General features: G+C 71.5%; 10 protein-coding genes and 1 pseudogene. 1 reads left to right on the forward strand and 10 read right to left on the reverse strand.

Annotation, left to right across the window (positions count from 1 at the left end):
- Positions 1 to 121 precede the first annotated feature (121 nt).
- The 4 genes and pseudogenes from OG485_RS01090 to OG485_RS01105 form a co-directional block, all read right to left on the reverse strand.
- Complete coding sequence (locus OG485_RS01090; protein WP_328663517.1) at positions 122 to 4,960, reverse strand: type I polyketide synthase; 4,839 nt, start codon at positions 4,958 to 4,960, stop codon at positions 122 to 124.
- Between the two features lie 279 nt (positions 4,961 to 5,239).
- Positions 5,240 to 12,016 (reverse strand): annotated as a pseudogene (locus OG485_RS01095) (SDR family NAD(P)-dependent oxidoreductase); the annotation flags it as partial.
- A gap of 54 nt (positions 12,017 to 12,070) precedes the next feature.
- A complete protein-coding gene (locus tag OG485_RS01100) occupies positions 12,071 to 13,483 on the reverse strand; it encodes an FAD-dependent oxidoreductase (protein WP_328663521.1) in 1,413 nt (470 codons plus the stop codon).
- A gap of 41 nt (positions 13,484 to 13,524) precedes the next feature.
- Positions 13,525 to 14,715, reverse strand: coding sequence for a DUF993 family protein (locus tag OG485_RS01105; RefSeq protein ID WP_328663523.1), 1,191 nt, complete (start codon positions 14,713 to 14,715; stop codon positions 13,525 to 13,527).
- A 274-nt stretch (positions 14,716 to 14,989) separates the two neighbouring features.
- On the opposite strand from OG485_RS01105, the gene OG485_RS01110 reads away from it, so the two are divergent.
- Positions 14,990 to 15,445, forward strand: a complete 456-nt coding sequence (locus tag OG485_RS01110; RefSeq protein ID WP_328674206.1) for an SRPBCC family protein — start codon at positions 14,990 to 14,992, stop codon at positions 15,443 to 15,445.
- A gap of 107 nt (positions 15,446 to 15,552) precedes the next feature.
- On the opposite strand, the gene OG485_RS01115 is transcribed toward OG485_RS01110, so the two are convergent.
- The 6 genes from OG485_RS01115 to OG485_RS01140 all read right to left on the reverse strand — a co-directional run bounded on the left by OG485_RS01115 (position 15,553) and on the right by OG485_RS01140 (position 20,834).
- Positions 15,553 to 15,750 carry a ferredoxin gene (locus OG485_RS01115; protein ID WP_328663525.1) on the reverse strand — a complete coding sequence of 66 codons (198 nt, stop codon included), beginning with the start codon at positions 15,748 to 15,750 and terminating at the stop codon, positions 15,553 to 15,555.
- Between the two features lie 11 nt (positions 15,751 to 15,761).
- Positions 15,762 to 17,012: a cytochrome P450 gene (locus tag OG485_RS01120; RefSeq protein ID WP_328663527.1), complete on the reverse strand. Its 1,251-nt coding sequence runs from the start codon at positions 17,010 to 17,012 to the stop codon at positions 15,762 to 15,764.
- A gap of 37 nt (positions 17,013 to 17,049) precedes the next feature.
- The gene (locus OG485_RS01125; protein ID WP_328663529.1) at positions 17,050 to 18,171 is read right to left on the reverse strand and encodes an NADH:flavin oxidoreductase; all 1,122 of its coding nucleotides are present in this window, start codon (positions 18,169 to 18,171) and stop codon (positions 17,050 to 17,052) included.
- 97 nt (positions 18,172 to 18,268) lie between these two features.
- Positions 18,269 to 19,024, reverse strand: a complete 756-nt coding sequence (locus OG485_RS01130; RefSeq protein ID WP_328663530.1) for a thioesterase II family protein — start codon at positions 19,022 to 19,024, stop codon at positions 18,269 to 18,271.
- Position 19,025: 1 nt separating this feature from the next.
- Positions 19,026 to 20,288 (reverse strand): LLM class flavin-dependent oxidoreductase, encoded by a 1,263-nt coding sequence (locus tag OG485_RS01135; RefSeq protein ID WP_328663533.1) that lies wholly within the window; start codon positions 20,286 to 20,288, stop codon positions 19,026 to 19,028.
- 24 nt (positions 20,289 to 20,312) lie between these two features.
- On the reverse strand, positions 20,313 to 20,834 hold the full coding sequence (locus OG485_RS01140) for a flavin reductase family protein (RefSeq protein WP_328663535.1): 522 nt from the start codon (positions 20,832 to 20,834) through the stop codon (positions 20,313 to 20,315).

The following is a 20,834-nucleotide window of genomic DNA, read 5'->3' on the forward strand; positions in this document are numbered from 1 at the left end:
CGTCCTTGGGAATACGCACGGTTCCGGTGGTTCGCATGGATCCAGCCGTTTGCATGGATCCGGTGGTTCGAACGGTTCTCGTCATGACCGGTCGGGGCCGGTCCTGGTGGAGCGGGGCTGCTCAGGCAAGGCCGAGCTCCTTGTCGATGAAGGCGAGTACGTCGTCGGCGCTCGCGTCATCGGCGAGCTGCCCGTCCGGCGACGAACCCGCACCGCTCCCGGTGAGCCGGGCAGTGAGGACCTGCAGCCGGCCGGGTATGCGGTGCCGATCGACGTCCTCGGACGGCAGGGCGGCCAGGGTCTCCTCAAGCCGGTCGAGGTCCGCGAGGACGGCGAGGACGCCGCCGTCGGCGTGCGGACACAGCTCGCCGTGCAGGTGGGCGGCGAGCGCGTCCGGGGTCGCGTGGTCGAAGACCAGCGTGGCCGACAACCGCAGCCCGGTCGTTGCCGACAGCGCCTGTACGAGGCTGGTGGCGGCCACCGAGTCGAAGCCCAGGTCGGTGAAGGGCCGGGCCGGGTCAAGGGCGGCAGGTTCGTCGTAGCCGAGCAGGGCTGCCACGTGGGTGTGCACGAGGTCCAGGACCGCCCGGCCCTGCTGCCCTTCGGACAGCTCCTTCAGCCGCGCGGCGAAGTCCGCCCCGTCGCGGCCGGTGCCGCCCTGTGCCGGGCCCGCGTCGCGGGCGTCCCGGGCCTCGGGCACCGCGTCGACCAGCGGACGGGGGTGGGCCAGGGTGTAGACGGGGGTGAAGCGCGCCCAGTCCAGATCGGCGACAACGAGGTGCGCCAGGTCGCGGTCGAGGATGCGGCCGAGCGCGGCGGTGGCGAGGCCGGGGTCCATCGGCGGGGTGCCGATCCGGCTGAGCGCGGCGCCGAGTTCGGCGTCGACCATGCCCCCGTCCCAGGCGCCCCAGGCGACGGAGGTCGCGGTGGCGCCGCGGGCGCGGCGGGCACGGGCGAGAGCGTCGAGGCAGGCGTTGGCACTGCCGTATGCGGCCTGTCCGGTGCTGCCCCAGACCGCCGATCCGGAGGAGAACAGCACGAAGGCGTCCAGCGGGCGGTCACCGATGAGTTCGTCGAGGTGGTGTGCGCCGCCCGCCTTGGCGTCGGCGACGGCGGCGAACTCCTCCAGGCTCACGTCGGACAGTGGGGCGATGCGCTGCATGACGCCAGCCGCGTGCACTACCGCGGTCAGTGGCTGGTCGTCGGGGATGTCGGCAAGCAGGCGACGTACGGCCTCGCGGTCGCCGACGTCGCACGCCACAACGGTGGCCCGGGTGCCGCACGCGGCCAGCTCGTCGACCAGGTCGGCGACACCGTCGGCGTCCGGTCCGCGTCGGCTGGTCAGCAGCAGGTGTTCGGCGCCGCGGTCAGCGAGCAGCCGGGCCACGTGGGCGCCGAGTCCGCCGGTGCCGCCGGTGATCAGGGTCGTACCGCGTGGAGCCCAGGCACGGACGGCGGGCAGCTCGGCGAGCGGGGTCCGGACCATACGGCGGCCAAACACCCGGCCGCCGCGCAGGGCGAGTTGGTCCTCGTCGCCGGGCGCGGCCAACACCCGGCACAGCTGCGCCACGGTCTCGGCGTCGACGTCGGTCGGCAGATCGATCAGCCCGCCCCAGCGCTCGGGCAGGTCGAGGGCGAGCGAGGAGCCGAGGCCCCACACGGCCGCCTGCGCGGGGTCGGCGCTCTCGCCCGCAGGGGCGGCGGCGACCGCCTGGGCGGTGACGCACCACAGCGGGGCGTCGAGTGCGGCGTCCTCGAGAGCCTGCACGAGGGTGACGGTGGCCGCGGTGCCGCGCGACAGTGAACGGTGGCGTGGGTGGGGGCGCGCGTCGAGGCCAAGCAGCGAGAGGACTCCGGCCGGATTCGTGCAGGCGCGCAGCCGACCGGCGAGCTCCGGTCGCCCCTGGTCGCCGATCTCGAGCCGTACGGTCCGCACACCCTGCGCGGCGAGCCCCTCGGAGACGGCGCGGACGCGCGGATCGTCGGTGCGTCCTTCGGGCACGGCGAGCAGCCAGGTGCCGTCCGGTGCGGTGCGCTCGCCGGCGGGCGGCGTAACGGGCTGCCAGTCGACGCGGTAGCACCAGGAGTCCGTACGGGCCTCGTCGCGCTGTCGGCGTCGCCAGTCCTTCAGCGCGGGCAGCACCTCGCCCAGCGCCAGTGCCGGTACGCCCATCCGGTCGGCCAGCGTGACCGTGTCCGTCCGTTCCAGTGTGTTCCAGACGGCCGTGTCCACGGCGTCCGCGGAGACGGGCGTGGCACCGGCTGCCTCCGGGTCCCGCCAGAACCAGCGGCGCTGGAAGGCGTACGTGGGCAGGTCGACGACCCCGGCGCCACGCCCGGCGAAGAAGGCTCGCCAGTCGACGGTGACGCCTCGGCAGTGGGCCAGTGCGACGGCGGCGACCAACTCGGCCTCCTCCGGCCGGTCGCGGCGCAGTACCGGTACGAACTCAGCGTCCTCGGCGGACTGCTGTGCCATCGCGGACAGGACGGCGTCCGGGCCGATCTCCAGGAACGTGGTAACACCCCTCGCCGCCAACTCCCGCACGGCGTCGGCGAACCGGACCGTTTCGCGGACATGCCGCACCCAGTACTCCGGATCCGCCAACTCGGCTCCACCCACCTCAGCACCGGTCAGCGTCGAGACGATCGGGATGACAGGCTCACCGAACTCCACCTCCCGCGCCACCGCCCGGAAATCATCGAGCATCGGCTCCATCAACGGCGAATGAAACGCATGCGACACCCTCAACCGGCTCGCCTTACGCCCCAAACCCTCGAAGTACGCCTGGACCCGCAAGACTTCCGCCTCGACACCCGAAACAACCACCGCCGTCGGACCGTTCACCGCCGCGATACCGACACCGCCGACGCCGACCAGCAGCGGACGCACCTCATCCTCCGCCGCCTGCACGGCGACCATCGCCCCGCCCTCGTCCAACACCTGCATCAACCGGCCCCGCGCCACAACCAACCGCGCCGCATCGACAAGCGACAGAACACCCGCCACATGCGCCGCCGCGAACTCACCGACCGAATGCCCCGCCAGATAATCCGGCCTGACACCCCACGACTCAACGAGCCGATACAACGCCACCTCGATCGCGAACAACGCCGGCTGCGCAAACTCCGTACGACTCAGAACGAGTTCATCCGCACCCCACACCACCTCCCGCAACGGCACATCGACGACACCCAGCACCGCATCGAAAGCCTCCGCGAACACCGGAAACGCCTCATAAAGCTCCCGCCCCATACCAACCCGCTGCGCACCCTGCCCCGCAAACAAGAACGCCACCAGACCGTCGGAGCGGGACGCGTCGCTCCGTACGACGCCGGATGACGGCCGGCCCTCCGCCAGGGCGGTGAGCCTGCGGAGCAGTTCGGTGCGGTCGGTGGCGATGACGGCCGCCCGGTCCTGGAGGGCCGTACGGGTCGTGGCCAGGGAGTGGCCGAGGTCGAGAAGGGTCGGCCGGTCATCGGCTTCGGCACGGGCGATCAGGCGGCGCGCCTGATCGCGCAGGGCGTCTGGGCCCTTGCCGGAGAGGACGACGGGGACGATCTCGGCGGCGCCGGCGGTCGGCTCGTCCGGCGTAGGCTCCTCGGCGGGCGGCGCCTCCTCGATGATGACGTGACCGTTCGTTCCGCTGAAACCGAACGACGAGACCCCGGCACGACGCGGGCGCCCAGGGGTGGCGGGCCACTTCCTCGACTCGGTGAGGAGCTGGATCGCGCCTGCGGACCAGTCGACCTTGGCGCTGGGCTCGTCCACGTGCAGGGTCTTGGGCAGAACGCCGTGCCGCAGCGCCTCGACGACCTTGATGATGCCGCCGACGCCGGCCGCGGCCTGGGCGTGGCCGATGTTCGACTTCAAAGAGCCCAGCCACAACGGCCGGTCCTCGGGCCGGTTCTGCCCGTACGTGGCGAGCAGCGCCTGCGCCTCGATCGGGTCACCGAGGGTGGTGCCCGTGCCGTGCGCCTCCACCGCATCGACCTGGTCGGCGGTCAACTGTGCTGAGGCGAGGGCCTGTTGGACGACGCGGCGCTGGGAGGGCCCGTTGGGGGCGGAGATGCCGTTGCTGGCGCCGTCCTGGTTGACGGCGGAGCCGCGGACCACGGCCAGGACCGGGTGGCCGTTGGCGCGGGCGTCGGAGAGACGCTCGACGAGGAGCATGCCCACGCCCTCGCCCCAGCCGGTGCCGTCGGCGGCCTGGGCGAATGACTTGCAGCGGCCGTCGGGGGAAAGCCCGCGGTCCTGGCTGAAGCCCACGAAGGAGTGGGGGTGGGCCATCACGGTGGCGCCGCCCGCGAACGCGAGCGTGCACTCGCCCGAGCGCAGCGCCTGCACCGCAAGGTGCAGGGCGACCAGGGAGGAGGAGCAGGCCGTGTCGACCGTGACGGCCGGGCCCTCCAGACCGAGGGTGTACGCGATGCGGCCGGAGGCGACGCTGGCCAGGCTGCCGGTACCACCGCCGACGAGGTAGTCGTGGTAGACGGCACCGACGAAGACGCCGGTCCGGCTCTCCTTGAGCGTGACCGGGTTGATGCCCGCCCGCTCCAGGGCCTCCCAGGCGGTCTCCAGGAGCAGCCGCTGCTGCGGGTCGGTCTCCTTGGCCTCCTTGGGGCTCATCTTGAAGAAGTCGGCGTCGAAGTACCCGGCGTCGTGCAGGAATCCGCCCTCGCGGCTGTACGTCCTGCCGGGCTTGGCGGGCTCCGGGTCGTAGAGCGCCTCGGTGTCCCAGCCGCGGTTGTCCGGGAAGTACGAGATGGCGTCCCGGCCCGAGTCCACGAGTTCCCACAGTTCCTCGGGCGAGGTGATGCCGCCCGGGTAGCGGCAGCTCATGGCCACGATGGCGATCGGCTCGTGGTCCTTGGCCTCGGCCTCGCGCAGGCGGCGCCTGGTTTGCTGGAGATCGGCCGTGGCGCGCCTGAGGTAGTCACGAAGTTTGTCGTCGGTCCCCATCGTCCCCATCGCTCATGAACCAATCTCGAGGTTGTCCAGTGCCTGGAAGAGCTCGTCATCGCTGGCCGTGGTGTAGTCGTCGTCCGGCTGCCGTTCCTCGGCCGTGCTCCCCCGGGTGTCGCGCCAGGCGCGCAGCAGGGCCTCGATCCGGCTGGTGATCCGGTCGGTGTCCCCGTTCAGTTCAGGTGCGGCGGTCAGGACCGCTTCGACGCGGTCGAGTTCCGCGAGGAGCGGCTGGACCGGTCCGGCCTGTACCGGCGTGCCCTCCTGGAGCAGCAGGGTCGCAACCGCCTGAGTGTTGGGGTGGTCGAAGGCCAGGGTCGCCGGGAGGACGGTACCGGTGCGTTCCATGAGCCTCTTGCGCAGTTCCATGGCGGCGACGGAGTCGAAGCCAAGTTCCGTGAAAGCCCTGTCGGGCGCCACCGCGTCGGCCGACTCGTGTCCGAGCACGGCGGCGGCCTGTGCGCGGACCAGAGCGAGCGCGGCCCGCTCGCGTTCGCCGTCGGGCAGGGCGAGGATCTGCTGCCAGCGTCCGGCCTCCACGGCGACGTCGTCCGTCCCTGTGTCGACACCGTGGACGACCATGTCGGTGCCGGTGGTCTCGGCCAGCCAGTACGGGCGTCGTTGGAAGGCGTACGTGGGCAGGTCGACGCGGCGGCCGTGGGCGCCGGCGAAGAAGGCTCGCCAGTCGACGGTGACGCCTCGGCAGTGGGCCAGTGCGACGGCGGCGACCAACTCGGCCTCCTCCGGCCGGTCGCGGCGCAGTACCGGTACGAACTCAGCGTCCTCGGCGGACTGCTGTGCCATCGCGGACAGGACGGCGTCCGGGCCGATCTCCAGGAACGTGGTAACACCCCTTGCCGCCAACTCCCGCACGGCGTCGGCGAACCGGACCGTTTCGCGGACATGCCGCACCCAGTACTCCGGATCCGCCAACTCGGCCCCGCCCACCTCAGCACCGGTCAGCGTCGAGACGATCGGGATGACAGGCTCACCGAACTCCACCTCCCGCGCCACCGCCCGGAAATCATCGAGCATCGGCTCCATCAACGGCGAATGAAACGCATGCGACACCTTCAACCGGCTCGCCTTACGCCCCAGACCCTCGAAGTACTCCTGGATCCGCAGAACTTCCGACTCGACACCCGAAACCACCACCGCCGTCGGACCGTTCACCGCCGCGATACCGACACCGCCGACACCAACCAGCAGCGAACGCACCTCGTCCTCCGCCGCCTGCACGGCGACCATCGCCCCGCCCTCGTCCAACACCTGCATCAACCGGCCCCGCGCCACAACCAACCGCGCCGCATCGGCAAGCGACAGAACACCCGCCACATGCGCCGCCGCGAACTCACCGACCGAATGCCCCGCCAGATAATCCGGCCTGACACCCCACGACTCAAACAACCGGTACAGAGCGACCTCGATCGCGAACAACGCCGGCTGCGCGAACTCCGTACGACTCAGAACGAGTTCATCCGCACCCCACATCACCTCCCGCAACGGCACATCGATGACATCCAGCACCGCATCGAAAGCCCCCGCGAACACCGGAAACGCCTCGTAAAGCTCCCGCCCCATACCAACCCGCTGCGCACCCTGCCCCGCAAACAAGAACGCCGGCCCACGGCCGGTGGCCCGAGCGGCGTCGCGGACAGCGGTGGCGGGCAGGTCCCCTTCGGCCAGAGCGGTCAATGCGCGCAGGTACCCGTCCCGATCGGGGGCGAGGACCGCGGCGCGGTGCTCGAACGTGGTGCGCTCAACAGCAAGGGCGCGGGCGATGTCGCGGTCGTGCGCCGACGGCGCCGTGCCGAGCCACGCGGCGAGTTCCGCGGCCTGGGCGCGCAGGGCCTGCGGGGTGCGGCCGGACAGCAGCCAGGGGCGGCCATGGGTCGCGGGGTCAGGGTCGGTCTGCGTGGTGTCGGGTGCTGTCGGCGGTGCCTGTTCCACCACGACGTGGGCATTGGTGCCGCTGATGCCGAACGAGGAGACGGCGGCGCGGCGCGGGCTGCCGGTCTCGGGCCAGTCGCGGGCCTCGGTGAGCAGCCGCAGGTTGCCCGCCGTCCAGTCCACCTTGGTCGACGGGGTGTCCGCGTGCAGGGTGGGCGGCAGGATGCGGTGGTGTATCGCCTGGATCGTTTTGATGAGCCCGGCGACGCCGGCCGCGGCCTGTGTGTGGCCGATGTTGGACTTGACCGAGCCGAGCCAGACGGGCCGGTCCTCGGGCCGGTTCTGCCCGTACGTGGCGAGCAGTGCCTGCGCCTCGATCGGGTCGCCCAGGGTGGTGGCGGTGCCGTGTGCCTCGACGAGGTCGATGTCGGCGGGGGTCAGGCCCGCGTCGGCCAGGGCCTGGTGGATGACGCGCTGCTGTGCGGGGCCGTTGGGAGCCGACAGGCCGTTGCTCGCGCCGTCCTGGTTCACGGCCGAGCCGCGCACGACGGCGAGCACCGGGTGGCCGTTGGCCCGGGCGTCCGAGAGCCGCTCCACGAGCAGCAGGCCCACGCCCTCGGAGAAGCCGGTCCCATCGGCGTCGTCGGAGAAGGAACGGCAGCGACCATCGGCGGACAGGCCTTGCTGCAGACCGAATTCGACGAGGACTTCAGTGGTGGCCATCACGGTGACACCGCCGGCGAGGGCCAGTGTGCACTCGCCGGAGCGCAGCGCCCGGACGGCCAGGTGCAGGGCGACGAGCGACGAGGAGCACGCGGTGTCGACCGTGACGGCGGGCCCTTCCAGGCCGTATGTGTACGAGATGCGGCCGGAGTTGATGGAGCCGGTGGCTCGGGAGCGTGTGTAGTCGTGGTACATCACCCCGGTGTAGACGCCGGTGCGGCTGCCCTTGAGCGTGGCGGGGTCGATGCCGGCGCGTTCGAAGACCTCCCAGGAGGTCTCCAGCAGGAGCCGCTGCTGGGGGTCCATGGTGAGCGCTTCGTTGGGGCTGATCCCGAAGAACTCGGCGTCGAACTCGGCTGCGTCATGCAGGAATCCGCCGTTCCGGGTGTACGTCCGGCCAGGTGTCCCCGGTTCCGGGTCGTAGACGCCGTCGAGATCCCAGCCGCGGTCGGTGGGGAACGCGGAGACGGTCTCGGTGCCGTCGACGACGATCCGCCACAGGTCGCCGGGGGTCCGTACGCCGCCGGGGAAGCGGCAGGCCATGGCCACGACCGCGATGGGATCGTCGTCGGCGGTGGCTGTGGTGATGGGTGCCGCGGCGGTGGCCGGACCGCCGAGGGCGGACTCCTCGAGGTGCCGGGCGGCGGCGCGCACGCTGGGATGGTCGAAGACGAGCGTGGCGGGCAGGCGCAGTCCGGTCGCCGCGGCGAGCCTGTTGCGCAGTTCGACGGCGGTGAGCGAGTCGAAGCCGAGTTCTTTGAAGGCCCGGTCCGCCGCCACGGCGTCCGGCGAGTCGTGGCCGAGGACGTCGGCGACGTGGCCGCGCACCAGGTCCAGCAGGAATGCGTCGCGCCGGTCCTCCGGCAGGCGGGCCAGGCGGTCGGCCAGTGAGATGCCGTCCGTGCCCGTCCCGGCAGCCCGGCGGGCGGGAGCGCGTACCAGGTCGCGCAGTGGACCGTGCACGATGCCTTCGGCGGCGCGGGCCCGCAGTGCGGCCAGGTCGAGGACGAGCAGCAGGAGCAGCGGGTCGTCGAGAGCCAGCGCCTGGTCGAACAGGGCGAGTCCCGTGGCCGTCGTCATGGCGGGGAAGCCCTGGCGGCGCAGGCGTCCGATGTCGCTCTCGGCGAGGCCGCCGGTCATGCCGGTGGCCTCGGCCCACAGCCCCCAGGCCATGGAGGTGGCAGACAGACCGATGGCGCGGCGATGGGCGGCGAGGGCGTCGAGGAAGACGTTGGCGACGGCGTAGTTGGCCTGGCCGGCGGCGCCCAGGGTGCCGGCGGTCGAGGAGAAGAGTGCGAACAGGGCCAGGTTGTGACCGGCGGTGAGTTCGTGCAGGTGCCAGGCGGCGTCGGCCTTGGGGGCGAGGACCGTGTCCAGGCGTTCGGGGGTGAGGGCTGCGACGACGCCGTCGTCGAGGAGTCCGGCGGCGTGCACCACGGCGGTGAGGGGGTGGGCGTCGGGGACGGCCTCCACGAGTGCTGCCAGTGCGGCGCGGTCGGTGACGTCGCAGGCCGCGAGGGTCACGGTGACGCCGGCGGCGGCGAGTTCGTCGCGCAGCGCGGCGGCGCCGGGGGTGTCGGGGCCGCGGCGGCTGGTCAGCAGCAGGTGCCGGATGCCGTGTTCGGCAACCAGGTGCCTGGCGACGAGAGCGCCGAGGCCGCTGGTGCCGCCGGTGATCAGTGCGGTGCCGTTCGGGGCGAGCACGGGCGGCGCGGGGACCTGGCCGGTGTCGGCGGTGCGGACGAGCCGGGGGGTGTACAACATGCCTTTGCGCAGGGCGAGTTCGGGCTCCCCGGAGGCCACGGCCGCGCTCAGCGCTTGGCGGGAGGCGTCGGTGGCGTCCAGGTCGGCGAGGGTGATCCGGTCCGGGTTCTCGGCCTGGGCTGCGCGCAGCAGGCCCCAGGCGGGGGCGAGGGCAAGCGCGGGGGCGCTGTCGCCGGATACGGCGACGGCACCGCGGGTGACGACGACGAGGCGCGCGTCGGCGTACCGGTCCTGCTCGAGCCAGGTCTGGACGAGGTCGAGGGCGCGGCGGGCCGTGGCGCGGACGGCGGACGGCACGTCGGTGTCGGCGGGCTCGTCGAGCTGTACGTACACCGTGTCGGGGACGGGCTGTCCGCTGTCGAACTGGTCGAGGCCAGTGAGCGGTTCGGGGTGCGCGGGGCCGGTGGGCCCGGGGGCGGTCCGGTCGAGGGGCTGTTCGCTCCAGGTCAGGCGGTACGGCAGGGCGCGGCGTCCGGCCGCGCTGTCCAGCTGGCCGGCCGACACGGGGCGGGCGGTGATGGAGTCGACGCCGAGGACGGGGCTGCCGGTCGGGTCGGCGGCGTCAAGGGTGGTGTGGCCGTGGGCGTCGCGGACCAGGCGGACGCGCAGCGCGGTGGCGCCGACCGCGTGCAGCCGCACCCCGCTCCAGGAGAAGGGGAGAAGGGCCTCGCCCGCGGTGTCCTGGTCGGCCGCGACGAGTTCGGTGTGCAGGGCCGCGTCGAGGAGGGCCGGGTGCAGGCCGAAGGTCTGGGCGTCGGCGTGCGCCCGCTCGGGCAGGGTCACCTCGGCGAAGAGTTCGTCGTCGCGCCGCCAGGCCGCTGTCAGCCCCTGGAAGACAGGGCCGTAGGCATAACCGCGGCCGAACAGGCGCTCGTACGCGCCGTCCAGGTCGATCGGTTCGGCGCCGGTGGGCGGCCACTGCGTCAGGTCGGCCCGCTCCCGTCCGGCGTCCTGGGCGGAGCGTGCCGAAAGGGTGCCGGTGGCGTGCCGTGTCCAGGGCTGTTCGTCGCCGTCGGCGCGCGAGTGGATGCCGACGACGCGTCCGCCCGACGCGTCGGGGGCGTCGAGCAGGACCTGTACGGAGACTCCGCCGCGTTCGGGCAGGACGAGCGGTGCGTGCAGCGTCAGTTCGTCAAGGGTGGCGCAGCCGGCCCGCTCGCCGGCGTGAACGGCCAGTTCCACGAAGGCCGTTGCGGGCAGCAGCACGGTGCCGAGCGCCTCGTGGTCGGCGAGCCAGGGGTGGGTGTGCAGCGACAGTCGTCCGGTCAGCACGTGCCGGTCGGCCTCGGCGGTCTCGACAGCGGCGGCCAGCAGCGGGTGCTCGACGCCGGTCTGGCCGAGGTCGGTCACGCCGCCGCCGACGGTGGGGACCTTGCGCCAGTAACGCTTTCGCCGGAAGGCGTAGCCGGGCAGGTCGGTGGTGCGGGCGTCGGTGCCGTCGAAGAAGGCGGCCCAGTCCACGGGGGCACCGTGCACCCACGCCTCGGCCAGCGAGGTGGCGAACCGGGGCAGGCCGCCCTCGCCGCGGCGCAGCGAGCCGACCGCCGCGGCGGGCTTGTCCGCGGCGTCGATCGACTCCTGGACGCCGGTTCTGAGGATGTGGTGCGCGGTGGGCTCGACGAACAGGGTGCATCCGTCGCGCAGCAGCGCGCGCGTGGCCTCGTCGAAGCGGACGGTGCGGCGCAGGTTGGAGTACCAGTACTCCGCGTCGAGCCCGGCGGTGTCCAGGATGTCGCCGGTGACTGTGGAGTAGAACGGCAGCCGGGCGCTCTGGGGCGCGACGGGTGCGAGGAGGTGGATGAGTTCCTCACGGATCTCGGCCACGAAGTGCGAATGGGAGGCGTAGTCCACGGGGATGCGGCGGACCCGCACCTCTTCGTCGGTGAGTTCGGTGAAGAGCTCGTCCAGCGCAGTGTTCTCCCCGCACACGACTGCGGTGGACGTGCCGTTGACGGCGGCCAGTTGGAGCTGTCCGTCCCAGCGCTCCAGGCGGGCGGTGAGCTGCTCGGCGGGGATCGGCACGGACACCATGCCGCCCTTGCCTGCAAGGCGTTCCTTGATCAGACGGCTGCGCAGGGCCACGACGCGTGCGCCGTCCTGGAGGGAGAGCGCCCCGGCGACAGTGGCCGCGGCGATCTCGCCCTGGGAGTGCCCGACGACTGCGGCGGGTTCGACTCCATAGGAGCGCCACAGCGCGGCGAGCGAGACCATCACGGCCCACAGCACCGGCTGGACGACGTCCACGGCTTCCGGGTTGGGGCGGCCGGCCTCACCGCGCAGGACGCCGATGAGGTCCCAGTCCGTGAACGGCGCGAGGGCCGTGGCGCACTCCGTCATCCGGGCGGCGAACACGGGTGACTGGTCGAGCAGTTCGACGGCCATGCCCTCCCACTGGGAGCCCTGCCCGGGGAAGACGAAGACCGTTCTGGGTTCGCCGCCCGGGGCGGCGCCGGTCACCAGAGCGGAACTGGTGCCGCCCTCGGCGAGCTGTGCGAGCAGTGTGTCGCGGTCGGTGCCGAGGACGACAGCCCGGTGCCCGAGCCGGGCCCGGGTGGTGGCGAGCGACAGGCCGATGTCGGCGGGACGTTCGCCGGGCCGGTCCGCCAGGTACGTCCGCAGTTTCGCGGCCTGTGCCCGCAGCGCCTCCGCGCTCTTCCCCGAGACGATCCACGGGATCACCTCAGCGCCCACCCCGGACACCCCCCTTTGTTTCCACGTCGGATGCTCGCGTCAGTTCCCGGAACCAACGTGATCGTTCTTCTGTGCCTGTGCGAGTACGTCGCCGAACTCGGGGAACTGGGCCATGGCCTGATCAGCCGTCAGTTGTGGCAGACGCGGCCCCCGCAGGATCGCCAGTAGGTTGGCGGGGGCGAAGATCGCCAGGGGCGAGCCGGAGAGCGCCGCCGCGTTGAACACGGCCTCCGCAACCCGGCCGTTCTCCGCCGCGACCCTGGTGACCCGCTCACTGAGGCGCAGTTGGGCGGGGCCGGGGCGGCGCTTGGCGTTGGACTGGACGTCCGGGAAGAAGTGGTCCTGGGTGACGGCGGCCTGCCAGGGGGCGGTGGCGATCCTGGCCAGCGCCTTCTGCGCCTTGCGCGCGAGGCCGGGGCGCACTCCGTGGTGGCGGCGCACGGTGTCGCGCAGGGCAAGGGCCTGGAGTGCGGCCTGGGACATGCCGGTGCCGTAGTTCGGGTTGGGTGCCATGAGAGAGTCGCCGGTGGCGACGAAGCCCTCGGGCACCGGCAGTTTCTCGTAGTAACGTCGGCGGTTGGCCATGCCGCGGTAGGGGTGGATGGGGGAGTCGGGGCGGGCCGCGGCGATGAGGTCGGCGATGACGGGGTGGCGGGTCTCACGGGCGAACCGGGCGAAACCCTCCTCGTCGGTGGGCGGTACGGCGCCGCGGGTGCCGAAGAGGGTGACGATCCAGCGACGCCCTTCATTGGGCAGCAGCGCCGCGCCCCGCCCCGGCAGCCCGGTGCCCGCCTGGGCCTGGATGAGTACGCCGGGAAAGTCCTCGCGCAACCCGGCCGGCGCCTCGAAGACCCGGCTGGCGTAGGCGAATCCGCCGTCCACGACCTCCTCGTGGACCGGGGCGGCGCCGAGCTCGGTGAGCCAGGTCGGTGCCTGGGAGCGGCGCCCGGTGGCGTCGACGACGAGATCGGCGGCGAGGGTCTGCTCGGTGTCGGCCTCGCCGCGCACACGGACCCCGGTGACGCGGTCGGCGTCGCCGGTCAGTCCGGTGACGCGGGTGCCCTGCAGGACGGTGATCCGCCTGTCGGCGAGTGCCGTCCGGCGCAGCACGTGGTCGGTGAGGTCCCGGCTGCACAGCAGGACGTAGGCGGAGCTGGGGCGCCTGCGGAACCAGCCCTCGCCGGAGCGGGTCAGGTTGCCCGAGGGCAGCTCGCGCCGTTTGGCGCCGGCCTCGTGCAACTGGTCGGTGATGCCGGGCAGCAGCTTCTCCAGCGCTTCGACGCCGCCCCGCATGAACATGTGGTTGTGGTGTCCCTGCGGCAATCCGCGGCGGGGGGCCGGGGTGTCGGGGTACTGGTCGCTCTCCACGACGGTGACATCGGCATGCTCGCTCAGTGCGACCGCGGCGAGCACCCCCGCCATTCCGCCACCGAGCACTATTGCCCTGGTCATAGCCCGCTTCCTTCCTGAGCTGCCGATGGTCTCGATGGCTGTCAGTGCTCGATGCCGCAGGTGGCGAGGTAGGTCTTCATGCGCCGTTCGGCCAGCGGGGGGTCGGGGAACAGGCCGAGGGCGTCGGCGAGCCGGTAGGCGGTGGCCAGGTGCGGTACGGATCGGGCCGACTGTTCACCCCACACCATCCGGAAGTGGTCGGCGTGCCCGGCGAGCCAGCCGAGGAAGACCAGGCCCGTCTTGAAGAAGAGGGTGCTGCGCAGCGGTCCCGCGAAGACGTGCCGGTTCAGTTGGAGTGTCTCGTCGAGCAGGGTGCGGGCGGCGGCGGTGTCCCCGTCGTCCAGGGCCCGCAGCGCCTGGGCGGCGAGCGGCGCCACCGGGTCGAAGACGGGCGAGAGGGCGTCGCTGAAGCCCTGGTCGTCGCCGAGGATCAGCTCGGGGTAGCGGTCGGTGTCGCTGGTGTAGAAGCGGATGCCCTCGGGAAGGCGGCGGCGCAGTTCGATCTGGCGCTCCACGGTCAGGGGGGCCAGTTTGACGCCGTCGACCTTGTCCCGGTTGGCCTCGACCAGGGCGATGAGCGCTTCGTAGGCGGCGTCGGTGTCCTGGTGGCCGAAGTAGCCGGCGTGCTGCGGGATCCACTCCGGCAGGATCCAGTGGATGACCGCGGGGAGGCTCGACTGGCTCAGCAGGTTCCCGTAGACCTCGGCGTAGTCGTCGGCTCCGCGGGCGACGGCGGCGAGTTGGGGGCTGCACATGATGATGGGCTGTGCGCCGGCGGCCTCGGTGACCTCCAGCTGCTGCTCGAAGGCGGTGACGATGTCCTTGAGGGTGTGCTCGGCGAACGGGTCGAGCTGATCGGTCGTGATGGCAGCCGCCAGCCGTCCGCCGACGGCGCGCGCCTCGGCGCCGCTGCGCCGGATGAGTTCGGCGGCGCCGGGCCAGTCCAGGCCCATGCCGCGGTGGGCGGTGTCGAGCGCCTCCGCCACGGTGTAGCCGTGGTTCCACAGGTGGCGGCGGAAGGCGAGGGTGGCGTCCCAGTCGAGGCGCTGCTCGGGCGGCGGGCCGACCGGCGGTCCGAAGGGCTCGTTGGCTGCCAGGGGATCGCCGACCACGTGTGCGGTCGCCAGGACGGAGCGCTTCTTGAACGGGGCGCGAAGCGCGGTGAATTCACGCGGGGACACATTCGGCTGATACGGCGTGAGCGTACCGTCCGACTCCGGCAGATTAATCATCGCTTCAGCTCCGATACCTCACGGGAATCCACTGGCGATTCATTAGATCCAGTCGGGTGTCCGCCGCTCCAGCCGGTCGACCCCCTAAGTCCCTCACGTCTCCCCCTAGTTCGGGACTTCGTCTGCGGGCCCGGTACGAACAGGGGGCCGCCCGCCGCCGCATAGGGGGCTCTTCGTGTGGATCGGGACGCAAGGTGTGTGACTACATGGGGGTGCGGTCGGCCGGCTCGTCGCGTGCCGATTTCTCACTGACCGTCAGATGTGGAGGGTGACCATGTGGAAGTTCGAGCACAGCGTGGAGGCCAAGGCCGCCCCGGAGGCGGTGTGGGCCCGCTACACCGATCTGCCGTCCTGGCGTGAGTGGTACAACGACGTCAGCACGATTCGCGTCGAGGGCCCCTTCGTGTCGGGTGCCAAGGGTGTGATCGAGCAGGACCCGGAGCAGGGCCATCACCCTCAGCCGGTGCCGTTCACGCTCGTCGACGTGGTGGAGAACGAGGGTTTCACCCTGGAGTGCATGGCCCCCACCCCCGAGTCGAACATTCGTGACGAGACGTTCCTGCGCACCAGCCTGCGCGCCGTCGCCAACGGCACGGACGGCGTGACGATCACGCACTCGATCGTCCTCGACGGCCCGCAGAGCGCAGAAGTCGGCGAGGCCATCGGCAACTTCCTCACCACGAACCTCGTCCTGGGCCTGGAGCGCCTGGCCAAGGTGCTCGAGTCCTGACCCCTCGGCTCCGGCCGGCCGTACATCCCCCGCGGCCGGGCGGGTACGCCGACGGCCCGCACTCTCTCCCTCACAGGGGTGCGGGCCGTCGGCGTACGCGCCTGCGTTCACCTCTCGCCGACGGTGATGGCGGACACGGGGCAGAAGTCCGCCGCCGCCTCGGTGGCCTCATGCAGATGCGGGTCCGGCGTCTGCATGACCAGCACGACCCGGCCGTCCCGGGGGCTCTGGTCGAAGACGTCCGGGACGGCGAGGGCGCAGGATCCGGACCCCACGCACCTGCCGCGGTCCACGGTGACGCGCATCGTGCCCGGATTCACCAGGTCACGGGCAGCTGGTGCAGCCCGTAGATGTGACCGCCGTGCATGAACGACAGTTCCTCGAGCGGGGCGGCCAGGCGCAGCGTCGGAATCCTGGCCAGCAGGGCGTCGAAGACGATCTCCAGCTGAACGCGGGCCAGGTTCGCGCCGAGGCACTGGTGGGCGCCGTAGCTGAACGCGAGGTGGTTCTTGGCGTCGCGGTGGATATCGAAGACGTGCGGGTTCTCGAAGACGGCGCCGTCCCAGTTGGCGGCCCCGTTGCTGGCGATGACGCCCTCGCCGGCGCGAATGGTGATGCCGCCGACCTCGACGTCGTCGGTGGCCACGCGGACGGTCGCCGAGTCCGCGATGGACAGGAAGCGCAGCAGTTCGTCGACGGCCTTGCGGGTCAGGGACGGGTCGGCACGCAGCTCGTCGGCCGCTTCGGGGTTCTGCAGCAGGACGAGCGTGCCCAGGCCGATCATGTTGGCGGTCGTGTCGAAGCCCGCGACGACGAGAAGCCGGGCGATGGAGACCAGGTCGGCCAGTTCGAGTCCTGCGTCCTCCTCACGGTTCTTGGCGGCGAGGCGGCTGAGCAGGTCGTCGCCGGGGTTTTTCTCCTTCTCGGTGATGAGCCGCCCCAGGAAACCGTCCATCTCGGCGTACAGGGCAATGACGTCCTCCTGCGTGGACTCCCGGTTCATGGTGACCTCGGAGTACCGCCGGAAGTAGTCGATGTCCGCCGGATCGGCGCCCAGCATCTCGCAGAACAGCAGCGAGGGGACCGGTGCGGCCAGCTCCTTGACGAGGTCCGCGGGGCCCTCGCCGGCCAGCAGCGCGTCGATCCGTTCGTCGACGATCTCCTGGATGCGGGGGCGCAGGTCCTGGATGCGCCGGGCGGTGAACTCGGGTATCACCAGACGCCGTTGGACCGTGTGCTCGGGGGCGTCGAGCGCGGAGAACGGGAACTTGATGAACTGCAGGACCTCTTCGGGCACCGGGAACTGCAGCGGGTAGCCGGGGCGTTTGGCGTCGGAGCTCATCGCCGGGTCGCCCAGCACCTTCTTGACGTCCTCGTGCCGCGTGAGCAGCCAGGCCTCCTTGCCCGAGAGCTGCAGGCGGACCTTGGTCGCAGGGCTGTGCGTGCGCAGTTCGGCGTACTCGTGGGGTGTGCTCAGGGGGCACTTGCGCGTGAAGGGGAAGGGGAGCGCGGAGCTGCCCTCCCCGGCGGATGTCGGGCCGGTCTCGGCCTGGGCGACGTCGGTCATGGTGTGCGGTGTCCTCTCGGGCAAGGGGCCGGTTCGGTCAGGCGAGTGTGGCCAGGGACTGCGGGCTGAAGGAGGCCAGTTCGTCGGTGCGGCCGTCGCGAACCTTGGCGACCCATTCCGCGTCGCCGAGGAGGGCGCGGCCCACCGCGACGATGTCGAACTCGCCGCGTTCGAGGCGGTCCAGGACGCCGCCGATGCCCTCGGTGCCGGCACCGGTGCCCTCCGCGAACATCGTGACGTAGTCGCTGTCGAGGCCCACGGAGCCGACCGTGATGACCGGCTTGCCGGTCATCTTCTTCGTCCAGCCGGCCAGGGTGAGGTCGGACCCCTCGAACTCGGGGGTCCAAAAGCGCCGGGTCGAGCAGTGGAACGCGGTGACTCCGGCGTCGGTGAGAGGAGCGAGGAACGCCTCCAGCTCCTGCGGGTCGGCGGCGAGCTTCACGGTGAAGTCCGCGGTCTTCCACTGCGAGAAGCGCAGCACCACGGGGAAGTCGGCGCTGACGCGAGCCCGTACGGCCTCGATGATCTCCACCGCGAACCGGGTGCGGGCCGCCACGTCGCCGCCGTAGGCATCGGTGCGCTGGTTGGTGGCCTCCCAGAAGAACTGGTCGATCAAGTAGCCGTGGCCGCCGTGCAGTTCGACACCGTCGAAGCCCAGACGCTCGGCTTCGGCAGCAGCGGTGGCAAACGCCGCGACGACATCGTCGATCTGCCGCTGGGTCATCGGCTCGGTGATCTGCTGCCCCGGAGCGACGAGTCCGGAGGGCCCGATCAGGGAGGTGCCGGGGCCCAGTGCCTCCCCGGCAAGCGGGTCGAGGCCCACGTGCCACAGCTGGGCAAAGATCTTTCCGTCCTCGGCGTGCACCCGCCCTACGACCTCGGCCCAGCCCGCGAGAGCCTTGTCCCCGTAGAAGTGCGGCACGCAGGGGCTGTGCGTGGAGCCGGGGTGGTCGATGACAGTGCCCTCCGTGATGACGAGGCCGACACCGTGCCGCGCCCGGCGGGCGTAGTACTCCGCCACATCGGGCCCGGGAATTCCGTCGGGGGAGAAATTCCGTGTCATCGGGGCCATGGCGAATCGGTTCTTGATCCGCACCCCACCGAGGGTGACAGGCGTGAATATCGAATCCACGGAATAGCTGGCGGGCGCAGTGGACATGAATGAATTCCCTTCAGCACAGGCGGTCTTCCGATTGAAGCCAGGAAAGGAATGGCGCGGCCACGCGTTCGACCCCCTAAACGGCGTGGCCGCCCCCCTATCTCGCGCGCAGTGCGGTCTCGATGAGCGACATCACCGCCGGGGCATGGGAGTTGAGGAAGAAATGCCCGCCGGGGAAGACCTTCAGCTCGAACGCTCCGCTGGTGTGCCGCCGCCAGGCGTGCGCCTCCTCCGCGGTGACGTGCGGATCCGCGTCACCGGTCAGGACCGTGACCGGGCAGGTGAGTGCGGGGCCCGGCAGGTAGCGGTAGGTCTCCGCCGCCCGGTAGTCGGCGCGGATCGCCGGAAGGATCATGCGCATGATCTCCTCGTCGCCGAGCACTTGGGTGTCGGTGCCGTCGAGGCGGGCGATGTCGGCGATCAGCGCGTCGTCGTCCTTCAGGTGCACGCGCTCGTCGCGCACGGTCGAGGGGGCCCGGCGACCGGAGGCGAACAGGGCCCGTGGCGGGGCATCTTCGGCCTCCAGGCGTCGCGCGACCTCGAAAGCCACGGTGGCTCCGAGGCTGTGCCCGAACAGGACGAGCGGCCGCCCGCGCAGGGGCAGCAGCTCCCCGGCCAGCGCGTCGGCGAGTGTGGCGACGGAGTCGACGCACGGCTCGTGGCGACGGTCCTGGCGGCCCGGGTACTGGACCGCCAGGACGTCGGCCATGGACGACAACCGCCGCGACACCGGGAAGAAGTATGATGCCGAACCGCCGGCATGCGGCAGGCACACCAGGGTGGGGGCGCCCTGGGGGCCGGGGTGGAAACGCCGGATCCAGTCGCTGGTCCCCACGGTCGTGTCCGCGGTCATGTCAGGCCCTCAGCTCCGGTGCGATGACATAGTCCGCGACGTCCTCGGTGTGCTGCTTGCGGCGTGCGAGGGCGGCCTCGACAGCGGGGGCGAGCCGCTCGCGCCGGGCCTCGTCGACGGCGTCTCGGTGCGGCGCGAACTCCGGGAGCACCTCGGCACCGAAGAGCTCGAGCGACTCCATGATGTGCTCGTGCCGGTTCTTGCCGATCTGCACGGAGAAGATGATCTGGTCGACGCCGGCGGCCTCGTAACGGCGGATCATGTCGGTGATCTGCTCGGGTGTGCCGATTCCCCGGCGCAGCGAGGTGATCTGCTCCAGCATGTTCTTGACGTCCTCGGACTGCTCGGCGTCATCCCCTGCGGGCGCCACGGGTTCGCGGACGAGACCGACGCTCGCGCGGTTCTTCTGGAACTCTTCCCACACGCTGGTGCGGCCCGGCTTGTGCTCGCCGGAGATGTAGTAGTGCATCAGCGCGTACGAGAAGAAGTGGGCGCCCTCGAGGCCGCGGTCCAGGGCCGTCTCCTCGTCCTGGTGGCACATGAAGGGCAGCACGACGGAGAAGTTGGGGTTGACGGCACGTCCGATCGGCAGGCACTGCTCGGACTGGAGGGTGTCGTAATAGGTATCGACCCAGCCCTTGGCCTCCTCGGGAGAGACGAAGGAGAAGGAGAGCGCGCCCAGGCCCGCGCGGGCGGCGTCCTCGATGGTGGTGCGGGCGGAGCACGCGAGCCACAGCGGCGGGTGCGGGGTCTGCTTCGGCTTGGGCAGCAGGTTGCGCGGCGGCACCTCGGTGAACCGGCCCTTGTGCCCGGCGAACGGCTCCTCGGACAGCAGCCGGGTGACGACCTCGAGCGACTCGGCCCACTCGTCCTTCTTGGTCGCCCGGTCCACGCCGAAGGCGGCGAGCTCCAGCTGCGAACTGCCCGCGCCAGAACCGAAGTCGACGCGGCCGCCGGAGATCAGGTCGAGCGTCGCGAGGCGCTCGGCGACCCGCACCGGGTGATTCACTGCCGACGGGAGCTGGACGATGCCGTGGGCGAGGCGGATGCTGCGGGTGCGGGCGGCGGCCGCCCCGAGGAACACCTCGGGGGCACCGGAGTGCGAGTACTCCTCCAGGAAGTGGTGCTCGGTGGCCCAGGCGTAGTCCAGGCCGAGCCGGTCGGCCAGTTCGATCTGGTCCAGGGCCTCGTTGAACATCCGCTCCTCGCTGTCCTGCTGCCAGGGGCGCGGAAGCTGGTGGTGGTATATCAGTCCGAATCGCATGTCGTCTCCTGGGAATTGGATGGGTCAGACCACGGCCGGCCTGCGGAAGGCGGCGCGGTAGAACAACAGGGGGTCGGCCTCGTAGTCGCACGCCGCGAGATGCCGGACCCGGCCGATCACCAGCCAGTGGTCGCCGCCGGGATGCACCGCCTCCACGACGCAGTCGATCCAGGCGAGCGAGCCGGGCAGCGCGGGTGATCCGGTGACCGGCGCCGGGGTCCATTCCTGCCCCGCGAACTTGTCGGTCCCGCGCGCAGCGAACGATCGGGACAGTTGCTGCTGTGCGGTGCTGAGGACGTTGACGCAGAACGCCTTCGAGGGCGCGATCCGCGGCCAGGTCCCGGAGGTGCGGGAGACCGAGAAGGCCACCAGCGGCGGGTCGAGCGAGAGCGAGAAGAAGGACTGGCACGTGAGCCCGGCGGGTGCGCCGCCGTCGGCGACGCCGGTGATGATGGTGACGCCGCTGCAGAACCGCCCCAGTACCTGGCGGAACTGCGCGGAGTCGACACGGGGTTCGTGGAAGCCGATTCCGGCCGGGGCGGTCAT

Origin of the sequence: Streptomyces sp. NBC_00328 (assembly GCF_036139655.1) — a bacterium.
Taxonomy (GTDB): Bacteria; Actinomycetota; Actinomycetes; order Streptomycetales; family Streptomycetaceae; genus Streptomyces.